Here is a 13984-nt window from a genome sequence, read left to right as displayed (position 1 = left end):
TTCGCATAAGCCTTTTTAGGCTATTACGTATTTTTTTCCGGACCTGCCTCAGGTTGGCAAAGCTTTTTACTAGCCCGGATCTTTGGCGCAACGAAATCCGAAATGGTGGTATTCAGGGAAGTTTTGGGGAAGATGAGACCTTCTCTTGGAGCCTCTTGCATATTCTGCAGGCCACCACCATGAGCCTCCCTTCAAGGTCTTTCTGGTGAAACCTGGACAGGATTCCTCGCCTTTGCAAGGTCCTTTGGGGTCTTTTCCGCTACAAGCTTCTCCACATGCCGCATAACTTTCCGAATACCAATCCTGGACCCATTCCCAAGAATTGCCTGCCATATCGAATAAGCCATAAGCTCCTGCCGGTCTCGACCCAACCGGGGCAGTAGGCATTAGATTCGGAGGATTTAATTTTCTGGAAACACAACCTTTTCGATTGCCTTCTTCTATGACTGCGAGCTTGCAATTTGCGGTCTTATTTCCCCAAGGATAGAGATTGCCTTTGGGACCTCGGGCTGCCTTCTCCCATTCTGCTTCAGTGGGAAGACGTTTGCCTGCCCATTCACAATATTCTTTTGCGGTATACCAACTCACTCCGAGTACCGGTTGCTTTGGCTTCAAATAAATTTCACCGTAAGCGGGACCAATCGTATCGCAGGTCCCATTGTACAGACATTCCTTACAAGATCCGTCTTCGATACATCTACTGAAATCTTCGTTTGTGACCTCGTATAGATCCATGAAGAAATCGCTGATATAGATCTTTTGCTCCGGCATTTCATCCGTATCGTACTTGTTGCTTCCTCGAATGAATTCTCCTGCGGGAATGCATTGCATTCCTTTGGTCCTTTTTCCGTAGCAAGGTTTCTTAGGGTCGGGGGCTCCTAAAAGATGAGGTGCGAGTAGGAATGCGAGAGAGAGAATTAGGAAAGTAAAATGAATCGGTCGAAAAGAATTCATTTGGCGGAGAAAAGAAGGCACTCTTCTCAAGATATTTCTTGCCACCTCTTACTTCTGCAAGAGAAAAATTCGGGGGAGAACCCATTCTATTTTTTGAATTCTTGCTGAGAATTAAAGAAGTATGAGAGGAACACTGCAGGAAGAGAAGTCCACTGATCCGTTTCCGGAGGAAGAATTTCCGTCTGCGTCGGTCACATCATACGAATAATGCCCTGATCCGTTGTTAAAGCTCATAACTCCCGAACCTGTCAGACTTCCGCTCAGAGTGAAGGAAACTTCTCCAGACTCAGGAAGACAATCCACGTATTTCCATTTCACGATAGAAGTGACGGAAACTGTGAGAGTAAAATTTTCCTCTACATGTTGCACTTGGATCGAACCGGCACTCCAAAGTCTGTACCAAGAAAGAGGATTCGAGCTGTTCTTGTCCGCTCCATATTGCAAAGAACTAGGAGTAGTGATGGCATGAGAATAGACTAGATCCGATCCGGAATACGCCTGTCTTAGTACGGAAACATCCTGAGAATAAGAAGAGACTCCGGACATCTTTCCTGTAAGAATATTATTCCAAGTAAGAGAGTAGGCAAGATTTGTAGTAGGAGTTCCTGCACCGTATGTAAGAGCAGAACCTGTCCCTGTGACCTTATATGTTAATCCTCTAGACGAATTCTCTATTGTTCGATTGATCCCGATCTGCAGAGCAGTTCCATTCTGAACAAAAGGAGAAGATGAAGAGAGACCACTCCAGATACTTTCGGAGACACCGTCTATCTGCCAACTAGTGAAGGGAAGAAAGCGACAGTTCTGAAAATTCTTAGAAACAAAGAAAGAAGAAGAAGGAGTATTTCCATTTAAGAAATAATCGATGAAGTCGTATGCGTTTGCGTCGGTAGAGTAGACTTGTCTTTGGTAGTCTCCTCCTCCCAAACAATCGAAAGAGATATTGTAAGCCTGCAATTCTCCCAGGCTCGGTCCCTTCTGCCAAAGTTTATAAAGGGTAGAAGTAATCTCTTCTCCGAATGCGGGCTTGGTTCTGTAGAGAGCGGTGGAAGCACCTTCCCCGCTTAAGCCTTCCATAGAACCGGAAACCGGATCGAATGCGGAAGTTAATGCTTCGCCCACCTTATCGTTTTGGGCCAACAGACCTAATGCAAGTTTTGTGTCCTGATTGGAGCCCTTGTTTTTGTTCGTACAAGAAGTAGTAAAAGAAGAAGTCACTACAATTAGGGAGGCTGTAATAAAGAGGATATTAGTCCTTGAATGCATATATATATTTGTCCCGGATATGCCGAAATGTTTAGGCTATTTACTTATATTAACCAATGAGCGACCATGTTCTATTAAAAAATCCAAATTTCCCTCTGAGAAAAGGGCCTATTTTTCTAGCAAAAAAAGGCTATTGTAGAAAGTTGCTTGCTAGCTCCTAATTCGCACGAAATATAACCGATTTCAACAGAAACGTTATGAGGTTAATCTAAGATGAGAAAATCACTCGTTCTATTTGTCGTTTTGGCGGCTTTCTTAGTGGGTGAATCGGCGTTTGCAGATCCAGCTCCTGTGGTCGGAAAATGGAAGACCATTGATGACGAAGACGGCAAAGAGAAGTCCACAGTAGAAGTTTATGAGCAAGGTGGAAAGATCTACGGTAGGATCGCAAGCTTAAGAGATCCAAACGACAAAGACGGAAAACCGAAAGTTTGTACCAAATGCGAAGGTGCTGACAAAGACAAACCTGTTGTCGGTTTAGTAATCATCAAAGGTTTGAGCGCTGATGGTGACGAATATACCGGAGGGACTATTATGGACCCGAACAACGGTAAAACATATAAATGTAAATTAAAGGCCGTAGACGGCGGTGCGAAATTAAATGTTCGTGGGTTTATCGGATTTGCCCTGATCGGAAGAACCCAAACCTGGATGAAGAAATAATCATTCGATCCGAACGGGGAAAGTCTTCCCCGTTTCATTTTAATATATAAGAGGTAGTTCGTGAAGAGAATCCGATTGTCTATTTTATCCCTTTTATTTCTTTTCGCGTATGTCGGATTGTCTGCGGATCCTGCTCCAGTAACAGGAGTTTGGAGAACGTTCAGCGACAACGGAAAAGAAGAATCTACTGTAGAGATCTATGAACAAAGTGGAAAGATCTACGGAAAGATACTAAGCTTGGTCGATCCGAATGATAAGGACGGAAAGCCTGCTCGTTGCACCGAATGTGACGGACCTGAAAAAGACAAGCCAGTACTCGGCATGGTCATTATAAAAGGTCTTGGTCCAGAAGGAGACAAATGGTCCGGAGGACGCATTTTGGATCCGAATGATGGTGTTTGGTACAAATGCAATTTGAAAGCTGTTGAAGGCGGCAAGAAATTAGAAGTACGCGGATACGTGGGCTTTTCTCTTATAGGTCGCTCTCAGTTTTGGGTCAAAAAATAATCTTAAGATTGGTCGGGTGGAATTCTTATTAGGATCTTCCATCCGATGAAATTCTAAGATCACATAGAATTCTTTCTTTTCTTCTTCTATCTTCTCTTAAAACTTTACGACAGTGTCCGGTTTCGTTAGGTTTTTTTTCTCTTTATTCTGTTTCCAAGCGTTTCTACTCTCTTGTTCTCTACGAGAGACCATTCCCGCTAGGCCTTTAAATGATCCGGCTTACAACGCTCTTCTTAAGATCGAAAAGAATTATAAGGATGAATTCCAAAGGATCACAGAAGGGAAGATTCCTTTTTCGTATATGGAAAAAGACGTTTCGTATGCGGTACTTCCTAAGGAAGAGCTGAAACTCTACGGATTTCCGAGAGAAGGGATCAGCATCTCTAGAAGTTTGCCTTTTAAATATTATTCGGGGAATTATCAGGACGCTTTATCCGAATCGGTGTTTGCGTTAGGCGATATTAGGAAGGGCTATAAGGATAATGTATTAAATTCTCATTATCTGTTTTGGGTGAGCAGATTATTTCCGGATCATTCTTCTTTTAGGATTATAGGAAGATCGAGTCGCGGGAGAGAGATTCCTGCAATCGTTCTGACGGATCTTCATGTTCCAGACGAAAAAAAGATCTCAGTTCTATTCAACTGCGCTCATCATTCTAATGAAGTGGTTTCCATCGAACATTGTTATGATGTGATTTACGAGATACTTGTATTTAAGAGAAAGAATGCCGACCTTCTTTCCAAACTAAAGATCTGGGTGGTGCCTATCGTGAATCCGGACGGTTCTCGTATTTTTTGGCATGAGAATTTAGCTATGGGAAGAAAGAACGGAAGAGGACCTTTTTCCGATAAGGAACATTTGGGCGTGGATATAAATCGCAATTATCCTTTTGAATGGGGAAAGACCAAGTCCAATCAAACTTCCTCGGTGCCTAGTAGTGTTTTTTATAGAGGTCCTTTTCCTGCCTCTGAGCCCGAGACCCAGGCTATGATGTCTTTAGCGGAGAAAGAGAGATTTGCAGCTTCTATCAGTTATCATGCATTTGCGAATTGTTTATTGGTGCCGTATACGATAGACGGTACTGTGAATCCGGAACCGGATCTTGTATGGGACTTGGGAGAAAGGATTGCGAGTGCGGTGGAGAGTAAGAACCCAGTGAGAAAATTCTCCGCGAGAAAGAATATCTATGGAGTGGATGGAGTCGATCAGGATTATTATTTCTTTAAGTACGGAACATTGGCCTATTTATTGGAATCTTCTCATTTAAATCCGCCTTATGCCGATGTTGCAAAGATCATGGAATCATTGCGTCCTGCATGGAGCTTGGTTTTAGAGGAAATACTAGAAGGAAATAAGTTATACTTCAAGGTAAGAGACGATTCGGGTCATCCATTGTCAGCGAATATAATTTACGAAAACTTAAACTTCTATCATGGAGAAACCAGAAACTCTCGAAAAGAGGATGGGATCTTTTTTCAAACATTTCCATACATGAAGAAAATTAGGGTAAGGGTCCAAAAAGACGGGTATGAAACACTTTATTGGGAAGGAAATACTTGGAAATTCTGGAGACCAGTGGATCTTGTAATGAAGAAAATCCATCCGGCGGATTGAAATGAACCGCTATCGAAACGAGTTCGCGCTTATTTTTTGCACTCTGATCTGGGGAGGCACTTTCTCCGCAACCAAGCTGAGTCTTATTTCCGTTTCTTCCTGTCTATTTATTGGGATCAGATTTGCCCTTGCTTATCTAGTATTTCTAATTTATATTTTTATAAAGCAAAGGTCCGAAGGTACTCGATTTCCCAATTTAAAAGAGAATAAGGGTCTCTATTTCTTGGCATTTCTTTTAGGGTTCTGGATGTTTCTGGGATTCGCTTTTGAGACTATCGGGTTGAAATATACGACTGCTACCAAGTCCGGATTTCTGACCGGAACCTTGGTTGTGATTACTCCTATCTTGCAGACTATTTTCTGGAAGAAGACGCCGAACTCTGGAAATCTTCTGGGTGTGATCGTGGTCATGCTCGGGCTTTTCTTTCTTTCCTCAGAATGGACTGAGGATCATAAATTCGTAATATCATTTCGCTTGGGAGATGTGCTTACTCTCTGCGGCGCATTTTTCTTTTCTCTCTATATTATTTATGTGGATAAGGCGAGTAAATCTTGTCCTTTAGATATTCTTCTTCTTTCTCAGACCTTGGTTACGAGCGTATTTTCTTTCGGTCTGGCGTTCCTTTTGGATTGGAGCGGATTTGAACCCTTATTCGTTCGATTGGATGAGAAGGTCATGCCTGCGTTGCTATACAATGCTTTGATCTCTTCTGTAGGAACTACATTTCTTCAGACCAAGTACCAGAAGGGAATTTCTCCTACTCGGGCGGGATTGATCTTTTCGTTGGAACCAGTCTTTTCCGCTATTCTGGCGTATTTTACTTTGAACGAGACTCTGGATGGGACTGGATTATTAGGATGTGGATTGATTCTCACAGGAGTTGTATTGGCGGAACTTTTAGGTAGAGAGAGAAGTGTCGCATAAAGATTTCTTAATTTTCCAAGAAAGGAAGAATCACGGAGATGGAAACTAAGTCAGAGTAGTTTTTGTTTTCATACGTACCTCAAGCATTGATATCATCTGAAAGAGGCACGCATGTGTTTTTAAACTAAGTAGAATTTTTTTAAGCTGGAGGCATCATTTTCGTAGAGATTGCGATCCGATTCCAAGAGTTGATCGTATTGATCACGATCACAAGACCGATCGTTTCCTTTTCATCGAATTGCTTTCTGACTCTGTCATATACCTCGTCGGGGACTCCTGCTTCGGAGATCTTTGTCACATACTCGGTTAATTCCAAGGCAGCTTTTTCTTTCTCGGTATAGTATGTGGTTTCTCTCCAAGCGTCTAGAAGGTAGATCCTTCTTTCTTCTTCGCCCAAGGCTCTACTATCTACAGTGTGCATGTTCAAACAAAATGCGCATCCGTTAATCTGAGAGGCTCTGATCTTGATCAATTCATAGAGTTTGGGTTCGATCCCTGTGCTCTTAGCAAAGTTTTCCATCTCTAGCATTTTCTCTAAGACTTGTGGATAGACTTTGGCGTAGTTAAATCTGGTGCTCATTAATTTCCTCTTTTAAAAGGAAGACGCTTCTATAGTTGGTTTGTGACACGTACGAAAATTTTTGTGACGGAAAGTTACTTTCCCTTCCTTTGCTACTTAGGTAATTTTGAAGAATGACTCAATCCGAATTTCTCCTCTATGTTATAGCACCGGGAGCTGTTTTATGGTATCTCTTGACTCACTTTTTAAGTAAAAGTTCAAATAAACGAGACACCCGAATTTTGAATGATTTTGCTGGGCTACTTGATGATGGAGAGGTAATCGGGCAACCCGATGTTGCGCAGAGGGCAATTGGAGTTTGGAAAGGATTTGCAGTAGAAATTGGTTTCTTTGGTAGATTAGAACCAGCAGTTTTTTTAACATCTGTAAAAGTGCGACGTCGTTCGTCTCCTTTTGCTGGTTTATTACTTCCACGATCCATTCGAAAAGAGAAATATAAGCAGCCTACTTTAGAGGGTGTTCCTGAATGGATCTTGACTCTTGATAAAGAGTATGATGCTGATTGTGAGCCCAAAGAACTTTTTCAAATTTTCGTTGATGAAGAAGTCGCCACAACCCTTTTAAATCTAAAAAACACTGAAATAGAAATATTACCTGAATACGTAAATATTCAGCTTCGCAAGTATTCTCAAAACCGCTTGGAGTTAATTCCACTTCTTGATGCAACGATACTTATTGTTAAAAGATTAGAAATATTGTATGAGCAAATACATGGGCCTACAAAGAAAAGTAGTGAAGATAGATATAAGATGGCCTTTGAATTTTTGAGTCGCTTTAAATAAGATCTAAGATTGCGGTTCCTTCTCCTCTTTTTTATCCGAAGGATTTTCGGAGCCGGAAGGAAGGGAAGGTTCCTTCTTCTGTATGTCGTCTTCTTTTTTCGGACTGTCCCATTCTTTTTTCTTACTGTCTTCATCGAAAGAGAAATTTCGGTGTATGTTGAATCCGACGGAATATTGCCTCTTGTTGAAATCGAAGTCTCCTCCATTCAACAACTTAGTTTGAGAAAGAGTTCTTGTATCCGTTATGAAAAGTTGAAAAACATGGCCTCCCGTTTCGAAGTCTACACCGAAGCTGAGAGGAACGGAATAATGTTGGACAGGTTTATCTAATATTACGTTTTGTAAATATACTGCGGCGAGATCTTTCGGTAGGGAATAGTTGGCGTTGATCTGGTCTCCGGTCAATGTTTGAAATCCGTCGATCTTGGATTGTCTATCCGCAGATGCATAGTCGGTCCCGATATAATCTCTCTGTTTAGTAAAGATCGCTTCAAAAGTGAAGTCTACTCTTCTGAATAGTTTTAGCCTTCCTCCCACATCGACTCCCCAGCGATCATTGTCCAGAGTTGATTTTACGAAATTCCGATGAACGAAAGTGGGAGATATCTGGAGAGTGAAGTATTGGTTCACTTTTCTGGAGATCAGGATAGAGGCCATATAACTTCGCTTATCATTGTCACTCAAAACGTATTGGTTCAAGTTTTGCTGTAATTTAGAATCCACTGCGGGCATTCCTGTACTTGGGATCTGTATATTCGGGGTAAGCGGAACCACCTGTCGATCCGTGTCCTGAGATGCTACGCCCCAGAAAGAAACCGTAAAGGGAGAACTCTGCGATTGGGTAAGAAGTCTCGCCTTGGTTCTAAATTCGTACGTCTTATTATCCGAGATCCTTGCGACACCTATCGAGATTTTATCCGTGATCCCGTAATCTCCACCGATCAATATATTGGCACCGGAATCCAATCCGAACAAATCCTTGAATCCGTTCTGCGCGTCTCCAAACCTGTGGTTGAATCTTAGATCCAGATTCTTATATCCTACGTTCTCCGTAGAAGGCATATTGATCAGAGTAGGGCTCATGAACGCGCTAGACTGATTCTGAGAAAATGCAGATTTGCTTAAGAATAGAACAGTTAAGAAAAATATTATTCTAAAAAAGAAGCTTGGTTTCATTCGGACGGTTCCAGCAGGAAGTCGGTCTTTACTTCTACTTTATTATTTAGTTTGAATATTAGAAGTTTTGGAATTTCTATCTTATAATCTTCGAGTAGAATGAAAAAGGAAGAAGTGAGCCTGAACTTTCTATTTTCAGGGGAAAGGATGCCTTCTATTTTGAAATTTTCCTTTTGCTGTCCATGGAATTGAAAAGTTCCTAAGGCAGCCACTTTTCCGGATTGAGGATCATAAGAAGAGATCTTTCCTACAAAAGAAGCCTTGGGAAAGAGATCGCTTTCCAAATAGTTTTCGTGCATATGAGCATCTCTAAGATGATTCCCGGTCTTATAGTCTCGGATATCTATAAAGATTTGAACGGATCCTGTTTGAGGATCGACTTCTCCCGAAACTGAGCTACCGCTTCCGTAAATCTCTTCCTGAGGTGCTTCGCTTCTAAAAAGAACTTTTCCTTCGGAAATCTTGAGCTTTGGTAGTACAGTCTTGTTCTCCGCAGCCTGTCTGGAAGTGATACCAAGAGCCAATAAGATCAGAAAAGAATTCCGAAGAAGGAACTTTCTATTTTTATAATTCATGGATTGGTTCCTCCTTGGATCCAGCAATAGACTGCTTGGTTTAAGGCAGATGTAGTGTATTGGGACATTATATTGCCAGGAAGCAATACTCTATAGAAAACGCTCATGCTCGCATTTCCGGAAACGGTTTGGGATTTTAGAGAAGAGTAACTGGTTACATCTACGCCACCATTGATAGTAGATCCAGAGTGGCAACTTCCGCAAGAGGCAATGATCGCTCCTTGTTGATTCAAACTTGCAAATGCAGGTTGAGGATCCGCGCAAACGAAGGTTGTAGGGATGCTTGTAGAGAGAAGGCTATATAGATGCGGATCTCTTTTTTGATCCGCACCCGAGTTCTCGCAGTTCGTAAACAAGAAACAATAGGATAGAAGCAAAGCGATGGCTCCGTATCGAATGAATCGTTCTTTTGTTTGTCTCATCATTTCTTGTTCCACGATTTTTCTCCCGATTAGAAAACCAATTGAGCCGTCAGGTTGAACACTGATTTAGCTCCGAGTTGAGGACCGTTCAGATGTTGGTAAAAAGGAGTTCCATATTCCACATTGATCCTTGTTTCCGTTTCCGAACTAAAAGGAAGTTTAATATTCATTCCCGCAAATACGAGACCTCTTCTTCCTCCTTGAAGATTCGGATCGTTCTGGGGATCCATGGTTTGATCCAGTGCTTTATCAATTCCTGTGATATTGTCCCATTTCTGGTACTGAATTCTTCCGAGAAGGGACATCCAATCCAAGATCTTGAACCCAGCCCAGAGAGATGCTTCATAACGATTTCCGAATCTATATCCGTTATCATTCTTTCCATAGCGAAGATTGGCCAAGAATTGAGAACCCCAAAAGAATCCACCCGAGTTACCGGTATAAGTGAGTCCCGGAGATGGATTATAAGTCCTAGTTCCAGGTTGCATATTATAGGGAACCTTGGCTTGGATCATTCCCATGCTCTGTCCCATGGAATCCCTTTGGTCGACGGAACCGGTAGGAAGGCTAAGTCCAAAGTTGACCAAAAGATTATGATGTTCCATTTTTACGAATCTATACGTTAGTTGCCCTTGTATATCTCCGATCCCTTTAGAGCTCATATAGGACTTTAAGTAAGTTCCTCCATTCAGCATCTCCATATTGTTCCGAACATACGGAATCATGACCATGACGGAAAGGTTCTCGGTTATAGAGGCCATTACATTTGCCATCTGCATTTCCATCATCATTCTCTGAGGAACCATCATGTATGTGCTAGATCCGGAATTTCCTCCGGTTCCTCCATTTGCACCGGTTGCGTGGGGAAGGTTCAAAGGAAACATCGGACTGATCGTTTGCCCTCCGCTGTACAGGCCTTGCATATTCATTAGCATATAACGATATTCTACCATTATCTTTCCGGGTTGATGAATATGCGTACCCATCAAGCTTGCAGGAGCTTCCAACAAATGATCATCCTTATGCTCTTCCTTACCGGAACTTTTATGGACCTTATGGTCCTTCTCCTCCTCTTGCGGTTTTTCAGGCTCGGAAGGAGAATCGAAAATCCCTCCTTGCGAAAACAGCGGAGAATGAATAAAACAAAGAAGAAGAAAGAATAATAGGAAGGATCTCTTACAACCCATTCATACTACCCATATCGCCCATGTCGCCGTGCATATGCCCCATCGAAGATCCTCCACCCATCGAATAAACGGTGGTATAAGTAGGATTCCCTCCGACTAAAAGGGTTTGGATCGGATCCAAGCCTGCACTTAGAACAGTGATCGTGCCATCCGTATAATTCGGAACGAAGACCCCCATAAGGGAAGTTCCCGAAGAATTCATCGAGAAGGTACGATAAGACTGATTCGTGCTTCCGACTTGAATGCTTTTGATCAGGCTCAAATCCGGTAGGCTCGATGTACTATATACATAAAGCAGATCCGTTGCAGTGCTCGAATCTGTAGAAGCAGAAGCAACTAACAAATGTTTGCCGTCAGGCGTCTCTTGGATATCCGAGAACCCTATGTTTGAAACAGAGATCGGAGTTCCCAAGGCTCCCGTATGAAGATCGACCCCAAGCAAAAGCCCCTTATTGGGAGAAGTGGATGTATCTGTTCCTGAAAGAAGCAGATAACGTCCGGAAGAATCGATCTTTAATACAGAATACTTTGTTCCTACGTTGCTTATGCTTGTGCCTAAGGCTCCGGTATTTCCGTTGCCCGTCGGATCGATCACTGCAATGCTACCGGAACCGGAAGCTAGATACGTGTAAAACTTATTCGTATATTTAGAATAAACGATACCTTTCGGGGTTCCAGAGAGCGAAATCGTATTTAAGAGATTTGCGCTTAGAAATGTAGCCGAGTCTTCATCGTTATCAACAACGCTGATCGTATTATCGCCCTGATTTGTGATCATCGCTAGAAACGGGCTCACTGTTTGAGAAGCCGCTGAGTGAGGACCTAACCCGATACAAATAGAAGTGTGAATATCGCTGATAATTACGGGATCCGTACTATCGTGGATCACAGTAAATGATCCCTTGCTCGGTTGGCCGGGGCAGAGGATCGGATCTGCTCCGCTTCCGTCTCCATCGTTCATAAGCCAATTATGATCCGTGTTAGCAGGATCCACTGAAATCATTCCAGGCTTAGTCCCTACATTCAGTGTTTTTAATATAGCATTTGATTTCCTGATATCCAGGACCTGGACGCTATTGTTCCCAGGAATGGAAGTAAGAATATGTCCGGAACCTACGTCAGTCGCAAGTATCCCGGTAGGCATACCTAAGGACTGTATCTGATCATAAACACTTATCTTCCCTGCGAAAGAAGCACTTACGGCATTTACCCCGAAACTTCCCCCAACGTTGGAAGCGTAAGCTATCGCCTGGGTCTGTGTAGAAGCGAATATGTTCATGGCCATTACGCCTTGATTATATCCCTCATCCTTTGAAAGAGTGCAATTCAGTATGAATAACAAAAATGTAATACATACAATTGTCCGTTTGAATAACATAATATTCACCAGAGTATTTCATTCTTTGCGAATTCGTTCCGGTAGAATAGCTAGGTAGAAACAGGAAATCTTGAATGAGCCTTGGGCCGCCTCCACTTTTAGATACGCGGAACAGAAGAACCGTATAGCTCGATAAGATTTCCGAATATTCTTCGCCTTAGAGTGGTCTACTAACGGGTCGACGTTAGAAGTTGCCACTCCTGAATAGGACTCGGAAGGATCCTATTTTAGCCTTTATTCGTTTGTTTTCGGGGGTTTGAGGAAATCGGGAAAATAGCCTTTGGCTAAATCGGAATTTGGATCTATAAATGCGTCCGACTCAGAATAGTCAGGATTCAATTTCAAATATATGATTTCTTTAATATACGTAGAAGAGGAAACGCTCGCCCGAGAAGCCTTATCATGCTTTTTGCAAGGACAGGTATGGACATCCGTCTTGTCGGTAGTTGAATGACAATTCGGCAGTTTGGACATTTTATGATCGGAAGAATGGCTTAGCTTAGAATGATCTCCCTTCTTGAAAAAAGCATCCTCCGGGTTAACCGCATGACTTTCTTGAGAGGATCCATGATTGCAAGTGCAGATCATATTTTCTATCTCTACAGATAGAAAGGCAGAATGGACGGATTGGGCACCAAATAGAAGGGTGAGAACCAGAATAAAGACCCGATTCAGGATCGAGGGTGCCATAAAACCAGCGTTCTGGCCATTTTCATGAGGGTCAATTAGAATAAGCGCGGTCTTCGGTTCGAGATACTGATTAATGATACGAAACTGTTTTCCCTCGAAATTAATTTACTTCTGTCGCATGCAGAGCGCTTGAGTAAAATAATATTATAAATACGTATTATACTTTTCACTGACATATTCTTTTACGAACATATCGTTTGTGTTTAGGAGTATAAATGATCTCTTTTGACAAGATCCAAAAACGAGCAGCCAAAAGAAAAGGCGGGGAGAAGATCCTACAAACTCTTCTTCCTAAAGTAAGTCCTAAAAGCAAACTTGCTCGTCTCTCCGATGATCGAGTGCTCAGCGAAATGTCAAAGCGGATCTTTTCGGCTGGTTTTGTTTGGAAGGTTGTAGAAAATAAATGGCCAGGCTTTGAAGAGGCATTCTTAGGATTCGATCCTGCAAAATTACTCAAGCAGCCAAATCGATTTTGGGACGGCTTAGAATCGGATGAGAAGATCATTCGCAATGCGCAAAAGATCTCAGCAGTGAGAAAGAATGCGCAGTTCGTCGTGGATATTGCCCGCGAACATGGTAGTTTCGGAAAATTTTTGTCGGATTGGCCTATTCAAGATCAGGTCGGGCTTTTGGATTTTCTATCCAAACATGGATCCAGATTGGGCGGAAACACGGGGCAGTACTTCTTGCGTTTTGTAGGAAGAGATTCTTTTATTTTATCTTCAGATGTTATATTATGTTTACGTGATATAGGCCTTCCTTTGTCCTCCACTGGAAAATCCAAAAAAGATATGTCAGCAATCCAGAAACAATTCAATGCTTGGGCTGAGGAAACTGGCTTGTCGTACACTCATTTATCTCGAATTTGCGCGTTTTCCATCGGCGAAAACTATTCAGTTGATATGGAAGAAGAGTATTGATTCGAAAATAGCTCCTTCTCCGGAGATTTCCTTTTTAAAAAAATGTACAGAATTATGTAGGTTTTTCATTGACCGGGTGGCTCAATTCCCTACATTGGTTTTTACGGCCTTTTCCGTATGGGAGATCGCCGGCAAAGCGGAAGCGAGTTTAAAAGACGGAGAGCCTTCTCCCTCAAAAACAAAGACTCGCCAAGGCAAATAATCAGTTCTTTTACAACTTAATAACTGCGAATGAGAAATTAAATTTTTTATTAGCTGAGGTTAATCGGTGGTGATGAGTTCGCCATTGATATAATAATCTCGAACACTAAGAAAACAAATTAGCTACACTCATTCTACAATAT

The 13984-nt window shown here is 42.1% G+C and carries 15 protein-coding genes; 6 read left to right on the top strand and 9 right to left on the bottom strand.

What is annotated here, in order from left to right; translation table 11 throughout:
- Positions 1-69 precede the first annotated feature (69 nt).
- Both EHO59_RS00105 and EHO59_RS00100 read right to left on the bottom strand, forming a co-directional pair.
- Positions 70-954 (bottom strand): formylglycine-generating enzyme family protein, encoded by an 885-nt coding sequence (locus EHO59_RS00105; RefSeq protein WP_135586355.1) that lies wholly within the window; start codon positions 952-954, stop codon positions 70-72.
- Between the two features lie 111 nt (positions 955-1065).
- Entirely contained in the window at positions 1066-2220 is a 1155-nt protein-coding gene (locus tag EHO59_RS00100) for a hypothetical protein (protein WP_135583565.1), read from the bottom strand.
- Between the two features lie 213 nt (positions 2221-2433).
- Between EHO59_RS00100 and EHO59_RS00095 the strand changes: the two genes are divergently transcribed.
- The 4 genes from EHO59_RS00095 (at position 2434) to EHO59_RS00080 (ending at position 5930) form a co-directional block, all read left to right on the top strand.
- On the top strand, positions 2434-2883 hold the full coding sequence (locus tag EHO59_RS00095) for a DUF2147 domain-containing protein (protein ID WP_135583563.1): 450 nt from the start codon (positions 2434-2436) through the stop codon (positions 2881-2883).
- A gap of 75 nt (positions 2884-2958) precedes the next feature.
- Positions 2959-3390, top strand: a complete 432-nt coding sequence (locus tag EHO59_RS00090) for a DUF2147 domain-containing protein (RefSeq protein WP_425460191.1) — start codon at positions 2959-2961, stop codon at positions 3388-3390.
- A 112-nt stretch (positions 3391-3502) separates the two neighbouring features.
- Positions 3503-5005, top strand: coding sequence for a M14 family zinc carboxypeptidase (locus EHO59_RS00085; protein WP_135583561.1), 1503 nt, complete (start codon positions 3503-3505; stop codon positions 5003-5005).
- A gap of 1 nt (position 5006) precedes the next feature.
- Positions 5007-5930 (top strand): DMT family transporter, encoded by a 924-nt coding sequence (locus EHO59_RS00080; RefSeq protein ID WP_135583559.1) that lies wholly within the window; start codon positions 5007-5009, stop codon positions 5928-5930.
- A 139-nt stretch (positions 5931-6069) separates the two neighbouring features.
- Here the strand turns inward: EHO59_RS00080 and EHO59_RS00075 are convergent, their stop codons facing one another.
- The gene (locus tag EHO59_RS00075) at positions 6070-6510 is read right to left on the bottom strand and encodes a carboxymuconolactone decarboxylase family protein (RefSeq protein ID WP_135583557.1); all 441 of its coding nucleotides are present in this window, start codon (positions 6508-6510) and stop codon (positions 6070-6072) included.
- A gap of 113 nt (positions 6511-6623) precedes the next feature.
- Here EHO59_RS00075 and EHO59_RS00070 point away from each other — a divergent pair, with 113 nt between their 5' ends.
- Positions 6624-7292 (top strand): hypothetical protein, encoded by a 669-nt coding sequence (locus EHO59_RS00070; protein WP_135583555.1) that lies wholly within the window; start codon positions 6624-6626, stop codon positions 7290-7292.
- A gap of 3 nt (positions 7293-7295) precedes the next feature.
- On the opposite strand, the gene EHO59_RS00065 is transcribed toward EHO59_RS00070, so the two are convergent.
- The 6 genes from EHO59_RS00065 to EHO59_RS00040 form a co-directional block, all read right to left on the bottom strand.
- Positions 7296-8468 (bottom strand): DUF5777 family beta-barrel protein, encoded by a 1173-nt coding sequence (locus tag EHO59_RS00065; RefSeq protein ID WP_246052559.1) that lies wholly within the window; start codon positions 8466-8468, stop codon positions 7296-7298.
- Entirely contained in the window at positions 8465-9043 is a 579-nt protein-coding gene (locus EHO59_RS00060; RefSeq protein ID WP_135583553.1) for a YceI family protein, read from the bottom strand. Before EHO59_RS00060 ends, EHO59_RS00065 begins: the two co-directional genes overlap by 4 nt.
- Entirely contained in the window at positions 9040-9480 is a 441-nt protein-coding gene (locus EHO59_RS00055) for an LIC11213 family lipoprotein (protein ID WP_135583551.1), read from the bottom strand. Before EHO59_RS00055 ends, EHO59_RS00060 begins: the two co-directional genes overlap by 4 nt.
- Before the next feature lie 14 nt (positions 9481-9494).
- Entirely contained in the window at positions 9495-10652 is a 1158-nt protein-coding gene (locus EHO59_RS00050) for a transporter family protein (protein WP_135583549.1), read from the bottom strand.
- Positions 10642-11931, bottom strand: coding sequence for a YncE family protein (locus EHO59_RS00045; RefSeq protein ID WP_135583547.1), 1290 nt, complete (start codon positions 11929-11931; stop codon positions 10642-10644). The genes EHO59_RS00050 and EHO59_RS00045 overlap by 11 nt, the downstream gene beginning before the upstream one ends.
- Before the next feature lie 333 nt (positions 11932-12264).
- The gene (locus EHO59_RS00040) at positions 12265-12720 is read right to left on the bottom strand and encodes an LIC_11090 family protein (RefSeq protein WP_135583545.1); all 456 of its coding nucleotides are present in this window, start codon (positions 12718-12720) and stop codon (positions 12265-12267) included.
- A 215-nt stretch (positions 12721-12935) separates the two neighbouring features.
- On the opposite strand from EHO59_RS00040, the gene EHO59_RS00035 reads away from it, so the two are divergent.
- Entirely contained in the window at positions 12936-13640 is a 705-nt protein-coding gene (locus EHO59_RS00035) for a DNA-3-methyladenine glycosylase I (protein ID WP_135583543.1), read from the top strand.
- The last annotated feature ends 344 nt before the right edge of the window (positions 13641-13984 follow it).

This window comes from Leptospira semungkisensis, from assembly GCF_004770055.1.
In the GTDB taxonomy this organism is placed as follows: domain Bacteria; phylum Spirochaetota; class Leptospiria; order Leptospirales; family Leptospiraceae; genus Leptospira_B; species Leptospira_B semungkisensis.
The sequence above is the reverse complement of the archived record's forward strand: the minus strand, read 5'-3'. Positions and strand labels throughout refer to the sequence as shown.